The sequence below is a fragment of the Paenarthrobacter sp. CM16 genome (assembly GCF_013179505.1).
Lineage (GTDB): Bacteria > Actinomycetota > Actinomycetes > Actinomycetales > Micrococcaceae > Arthrobacter.
The window spans coordinates 1-6,386 of record NZ_JABMCX010000273.1 but is presented as its reverse complement, the minus strand read 5'-3'; the positions used below and the strand labels follow the sequence as shown (position 1 = coordinate 6,386).

The window sequence follows — 6,386 nt, the reverse complement described above, 5'->3', positions numbered from 1 at the left end:
GTCAACGGGCAAGCTGTTTTTGTTAAGGGTGCCAACTGGATTCCGGACGACCACCTGCTGACCAGGATCACCCGGGACCGGATCAACCGCCGGCTGGATCAGGCCCTCGGTGCCAACATGAACCTCCTTCGCGTGTGGGGTGGCGGCATCTACGAAACCGAGGACTTCTACTCGGCCTGTGATGAGCGCGGAATCCTGGTATGGCAGGACTTCCTGCTCGCCTGCGCCGCGTACCCGGAGGAGTCACCGCTGTGGGAGGAGATCGAGGCTGAAGCCCGCGAAAACGTTGTGCGCCTGGCTCCCCACCCTTCCCTGGTGATCTGGAATGGCGGGAACGAGAACGTGTGGGGGCACGAGGACTGGGGTTGGAAGGAAGAGCTGGCAGGTCGAAGCTGGGGAGACCGCTACGCCCACGAACTCCTGGGTGCCATTGTGGCCGAACTCGATCCCACGCGCCCCTACTGCGATAACAGCCCCTACTCCCCCGGCCGGAAGCCGGAGGACATCCACCCCAACCACCCGGACCACGGAACACATCACCAGTGGGAAGTCTGGAACAGGATTGACTACTCCGAATACCGCAGCGAGGTGCCAAGGTTCTGTTCGGAGTTCGGCTTCCAAGGCCCGCCAACGTGGCAGACGCTGAGCGACTTCGTGCACGCGAACGACGGCGGGCCGCTGGCTAACGCTGTTGACCCCAAGGAAGACCCCGTCTTCCTTGTCCACCAAAAAGCAGACGACGGAAACGGCAAGCTCGACCGCGGTCTTGCCCCGCACTTGGGTATCCCGGCCGACTTCGAAGACTGGCACTGGGCCACACAGCTCAACCAAGCCCGCGCTGTTCGCTACGCAATTGAGCACTACCGTTCCTGGTGGCCGCGCACTGCCGGCGCCATCGTCTGGCAGCTCAATGACTGCTGGCCCGTGACGTCGTGGGCGGCGGTGGACTCCGAGGAACGGCCCAAGCCACTCTGGCACGCCCTCCGCCTTGCTTACGCACCGCAGATCATTTCCCTTGGTGAACGCGATGGGCAGCTTTCCGTGTCATTGGTCAATGACACTGACCAGCCTTGGGTCGGACCGGTTGCTTTCTCCCTGCAAACCCTTGATGGCGAGGTCCGAAGCCACCACGAAGAACAGGTTGAGGTCCCTGCCCGGGGCGTGCTTACGCTGCCGGTGAGACCGGAACTCGGTACACCGCAGGACCCGTCCACGGAAGCCCTGGTTGTCAGCATGGGACCGGAGCTGGTTATCCACACTTTCGTGGAGGACGTCGACTTACAGCTCAACCCTGCCCCACTGGAAACCTCGGCCAAGGCCGTGGCAGGTGGATATGAGATCACCGTGAAGACTCACTCACTGGTCCGCGACATCACTGTCCACGTAGATCGTGTGGATCCGGCTGCCAGCGTCGATCACGCCTTGGTCAGCTTGCCTGCGGGAGCGGAGTGGACCTTCAAGGTGAGTTCCGACGTCGAAGGTTTGGACCCGGCAGAGTTCATCTCCTCAGCAGTGCTGAGGACGGCCAACGATCTGCGGGCCGTCCCCACCAAGGCGCTCGCCTCAACTGCCGCCACCACCGCGTAGGCTCACCATGACACATCAATTCCGGGCGGAACTTGAACTGGGCGCCCGCAATCGGGCACTCAGTTCGGGTTGGCATATGCGACTTGTAGAGGGGCCGGCACCCCGCCAGGTATCGGGCCAACTGATCCCTGCTTCGCGGCCTGGAGCCGTCTTCCAGGACCTCGCATCCGTGGGGCTCCTGCCCCCGGTATCTGCATCCGCCACGACCCCATCCGTTGATTGGGTGGCGCACTGCGGATGGGAGTACAGCGTGGACTTTCCCTGGCGTTCCTCAGGAAGAGGCAGGGCCAAGCTGATCTTCCACGGGCTCTCCCCCACGGCGTCAGCCAGCATCAATGGCCATGCACTGCAGCCCGGTCCCGCCCAAGGTCCGGCATTCCATGACGTTGACGCCTTGCTCCTGAACGGCATCAACACCCTCAAAATCACGCTCACCCCGGAAACGGCACCCATGCCCGCGGGTGTGGACACTCCCACCAGCTGACGAAAAGAAACTCCTGTGACTTCTCCTTCCACCGTTGTCGCCATCGACGGCGGTCAGTCCTCCATCCGTGCCAGGCTGATGGCCGGGCCTACCACCGAGTTGGAGCGGGAATTTCCTCCCCTCCTCACCCACGGCCCGCTCATGCCCCAGCTCGAAAGCGTCATCCGCTCGGTCCTCGCCAACCAGGCGCGGCAAGAAGTGCACGTCGCGGCAGCACTTTCGGGCCTGACTCCGGATAACGCCGACGCCGATGGAGTGTTGCAGGCGTGCGAAGACTTGGGCGTCACTGCGATCCGTTTGGCGCACGACTCCATCTCGGGTTACCTCGGCTGCCTCGGCGAGCGAGGTGGAGCAGCGCTCGCCGCCGGCACCGGCGTCGTGACCTTGGCTACCGGACCCACCGGGTACTCCAGGGTGGATGGCTGGGGGAACATCATGGGTGACGCCGGAAGCGGGTACTGGATAGGCCGGGCCGGCCTGGACGCTGCCATGCGGGCTCATGACGGCCGTGGCCGGCCCACTGCCATCCTGGACATTCTTCGGCGCGACTTCCCCGACGTCGAGGCTGCGTACATCGACATCCAGTCCAATCCCGAACGAGTTTCCCTTGTGGCTTCCTATGCCCGGGCCATCATCGACCTCTCTGAAGAGGATGAAGTCTCGGCCCGGATTGTTGCCCACGCTACCGATGAGCTGGCCCTCTCGGTGGGTGCCGGCCTCCGCAATACCGGTTGGACTCCGCAGGACAGCCCCGCGATCAGCTGGGTAGGAAAAATCCTGTCGAACCCCAACGTTGCCCTGCCGCTGCAACGCAAACTCGAACAGGCCTGGCCACATGCGCAGATCCTTGCACCCCTGGGCGGCCCCATGGATGGCGTGGCCCGGCTGGCCACCCTCCCTCCGGACCACCCGCTGCATCCACAGTTGCATTCGGCCTCCCTGCAGGGCTTGTCATAGCCGGACCCTCCAACCATTTCTTAAGGACCAGAAACGTGCACCTACTAACCGGCGCCAGGCGCTCCTATGACTGGGGCTCCACCACGTCCATGCCCGAATTCCTTGGTACGGATTCCGACGGAAAGCCCTTCGCCGAGCTATGGCTGGGAGCGCATCCAACGGGGCCGTCCAGCATCACCGGGCCCGCGGGAACTGAGGGTTTGGATCACTGGGTCGCCCGGGATCGCCTGGGCAATCTCGGGCATAGGGTTGATGCAGCATTCGGACGCCTTCCGTTTCTTGTGAAGCTCCTGGCACCCGCCAAGCCCCTGTCCATCCAGGTCCATCCCACCCGAGAACTGGCCGCGAACGGATACTTGGAGGAAGAACGGCAGGGTGTTCCCCTGGACGATCCCCGCCGGACTTTCAAGGACACAAACAACAAGCCCGAAATGGTTTACGCCATTTCACAATTCGAGGGACTGGCAGGATTCCGACCGCGGCAGGAGATAGCCCTGTTCCTTGGGGAAATCGCCGGACCCCTGGAACCCGCGCGGGACCTCCTGGGCGTGCCCGGCGAACAAGGCATGAGGCTGATGCTGGAAGCACTGGTGGGATTGTCCCCCGAGGACATCTGGACAGTGTTGGGAATTGCTGCGTCATTGTCCCTGACCCACCCGCATCCCCTGGTCAGGACGGCCTGCGCCACAGTTGGCGAACTTGCCAACACCTATCCGGGCGACGTCGGGACCGTCGTGTCCCTTGTCCTGAACAGGGTCTGCCTCGCACCCGGGGAATCGATGTTCCTCGCTGATGGCGTTCCCCACGCCTATTTGGGCGGATTTGGGCTCGAAGTCATGGCCAACTCAGACAATGTCCTGAGGCTGGGACTGACAAGCAAACATATCGACATCGATGCCATGCTGGGGGCGGTGGATTTCTCCTCCTGCAGCGTAGATGTCGCCTCCGCCCCCATCAGCGCTGCCACCCACATCTTCCAGCCGCCGGTCCCCGATTTCGCGCTGAGCATCACTCGTCCGGAGCGGGCAAGCACAGGATTCGTTGATTTGCCGGGCAGTGGCCCCCGCATCCTGGTATGCCTCGACGCCAGCGTGAGGGTAAAGGCGCAAGCCTCGGCGGATATCATGGCCATCACCCGTGGCCAGTCTCTCTTTATCCCGGACAACCAAGGAGGGATCAGGGTTAGCGGCCCGGGCACAATCGCCCTGGCGTTCGTACCCTGAAAGAGGGCCCTACGAGGGATAGCCTCATTTTTGATCGATGCGCTCATCTACGGGCGTAGGAAAGCAGGCAGCAACCATGGCGCCGGCCACCAACGCTAACTCCGCCGTGTTCAATGCAGCAGAGCCCTCTGACGAGGGCTCGCTGTGCCCGAGGTGGGACTCGAAGGCGATTCCGAAGCTTGGGAACACTGGGAAGTGGCGGAAACATGCGGAGTCCGGGGCAGTCCGGCGGATGTACGGGCGAGTCCGAGGCCGGAGGTGTGGACTTTGTCCACACTTCCCTTTTTTGCTTGATCGAACACCGCGGGGGCACTTGACGCGTCCCCGGAGTCACGCAACGGACGGAGCGGCGAGCCCGAAAATGGGGGCTCTACGGACGGAACTTTGACGCCCCAGACGCTGGCAGGCCACCGTCATCGCTCGGCTTACGTCGACCCGCGTCAACATGACCTCACAGGAGCCAGAGTAAGCATCAAAGCGGAGGAAATACCCCGAAGCTAGCCGGCCCTCAGAATATGGGGCAGTGCGGGGTCATCTCACGCATTAGCCCTCGAAACAACGGCGGAGTTATAGCAGTAATCCACTGATATAGGATCAGCCGAGGCTGTCGCCATGCTGCAAGACACCGATCGCCGCAGTACACGTCCGAACTCACGGATGTGGCGGCATGCACGGAGCGCAACAGCCTGCCTGGGACGCGGCCCAAGGATTGACAACCTCGGGCTCACAAAAGGGTTTCCGGAATGGGCTCCCCGCTCGCATCCGCTCCAGAAGATCATCGCGCGCGAACAGGCTACATGGATGCCGAACCTGGACCAGACACTTTGACTATCAACAAATCGTCGCCTAGCGTTGACAAAATTAGTCAACTATATGGGGGAAGTATGTCAATGAAAAGATTCAGGATGGCGAGCGTGTTGATCGCGATTGTCATGGCAGCCGGCTCGACCTCCGCTGCGGCCTTACCAGGCCCCGGCATTGAGCCTAATCTCTCGCCCGAAAATGCCCAGAAGATGCAGGAACTTCGCGGCGGCGACGGGCAAAACTGCGTCAGCTCTTCTACCGTCAAGATTCAAGTTGACGGGCGCGAGGGTGAGTTCACGCTCGACGACAAGGGAAATCTCGTATCCGGATCCGGTGAGCCAAAGTTCTCCGGTTGCTCATCGGAGAACAGCCGAGAAGCGAATACCTCGGGAGCGACTGCAGCCGCCTCGACATTCTCATACGCATTCGGGCCCGGCCGAACGACCTATGCAGCATCAGACGCGAACTCGAACTTCTGGGCACAGCAGAGTTATGCCAGCGGCCTGACCACGGCCTACCGATGGGAGCCTTCGGCTGGCGTGAGAGCTATTATCTATGGTGATGCGCTACAGGCGTACGCATTCAAGTCGCCGGACAACTGCTCGTACAATAAACCAGGCTACGACGCTGACTACATTTACCACTGGTCCTGCACGGGGCAAAGTAATCTGAACGCCTACTACATGTGGGGGCAGTGGTCATTCCGGGCATCCGGACCAGGTTGGTCGGGTACTGCAGATATCAACTGGGACTTTTCATACCAAATAACGTACGTCTAGGAATCAATGCAAAAGTCAAAGGGCATTGTGAAGTACTGGAATCCCGAAGAGGGTTGGGGATCAATCGTTATTGAAGGCTCCAGATTGGAATGTTTCGCTCACTTCTCCGCGATTCTTCAAAGCGAACATGAGTTCTTGGAGCTAATGCCAGGAGAAGAAGTTGAACTGGAATGGCACGAGGCGGAGCAGGATGGTTTCCACGCAGTCGCTGACCGTGTCGAAAGAAATCCACCAAAGTAGGCCTCAAGACCAAAGGGCGGCGTCCGCTGGACGCCACCCTTTGGTCTGCTTAGGTGGATCGCATCTGAGCAGTATCCCCGGACGCTCGACGGGGAAGCGCGTGGCTACCCAGACTCGTGTCCCGCCAACGTTAGGATGCCGCTGCAGCCTAGCTCACAGCGATGATTCTCACTTACGCTGCCGGGCAAGCGAGTCGCGAGCCAGTCAGGCAAGTCCGCACCCGCTACCGAGTTCTGGCTAGCGACCAAGAGACTTCCCTTAGTTCGACAGTTCTCCTATTGAGCCACAGCAGCCTGAAGCGGCCCCCCCCCC

General features: G+C 61.4%; 5 protein-coding genes and 1 pseudogene. All 6 read left to right on the top strand.

Annotated features, from left to right (window positions below; genetic code table 11):
• Positions 1 to 1,587, top strand: a pseudogene (locus tag HP499_RS19265) (glycoside hydrolase family 2 protein); the annotation flags it as partial.
• Between the two features lie 7 nt (positions 1,588 to 1,594).
• Positions 1,595 to 2,071: a hypothetical protein gene (locus HP499_RS19260; RefSeq protein ID WP_172325769.1), complete on the top strand. Its 477-nt coding sequence runs from the start codon at positions 1,595 to 1,597 to the stop codon at positions 2,069 to 2,071.
• Positions 2,072 to 2,086: 15 nt separating this feature from the next.
• Positions 2,087 to 3,028 (top strand): BadF/BadG/BcrA/BcrD ATPase family protein, encoded by a 942-nt coding sequence (locus HP499_RS19255; RefSeq protein ID WP_172325768.1) that lies wholly within the window; start codon positions 2,087 to 2,089, stop codon positions 3,026 to 3,028.
• A gap of 35 nt (positions 3,029 to 3,063) precedes the next feature.
• Complete coding sequence (gene manA, locus HP499_RS19250; RefSeq protein WP_172325767.1) at positions 3,064 to 4,251, top strand: mannose-6-phosphate isomerase, class I; 1,188 nt, start codon at positions 3,064 to 3,066, stop codon at positions 4,249 to 4,251.
• 914 nt (positions 4,252 to 5,165) lie between these two features.
• Entirely contained in the window at positions 5,166 to 5,834 is a 669-nt protein-coding gene (locus HP499_RS19245) for a hypothetical protein (protein WP_172325766.1), read from the top strand.
• A 6-nt stretch (positions 5,835 to 5,840) separates the two neighbouring features.
• Positions 5,841 to 6,074, top strand: a complete 234-nt coding sequence (locus HP499_RS19240; protein WP_172325765.1) for a cold-shock protein — start codon at positions 5,841 to 5,843, stop codon at positions 6,072 to 6,074.
• Positions 6,075 to 6,386 lie beyond the last annotated feature (312 nt).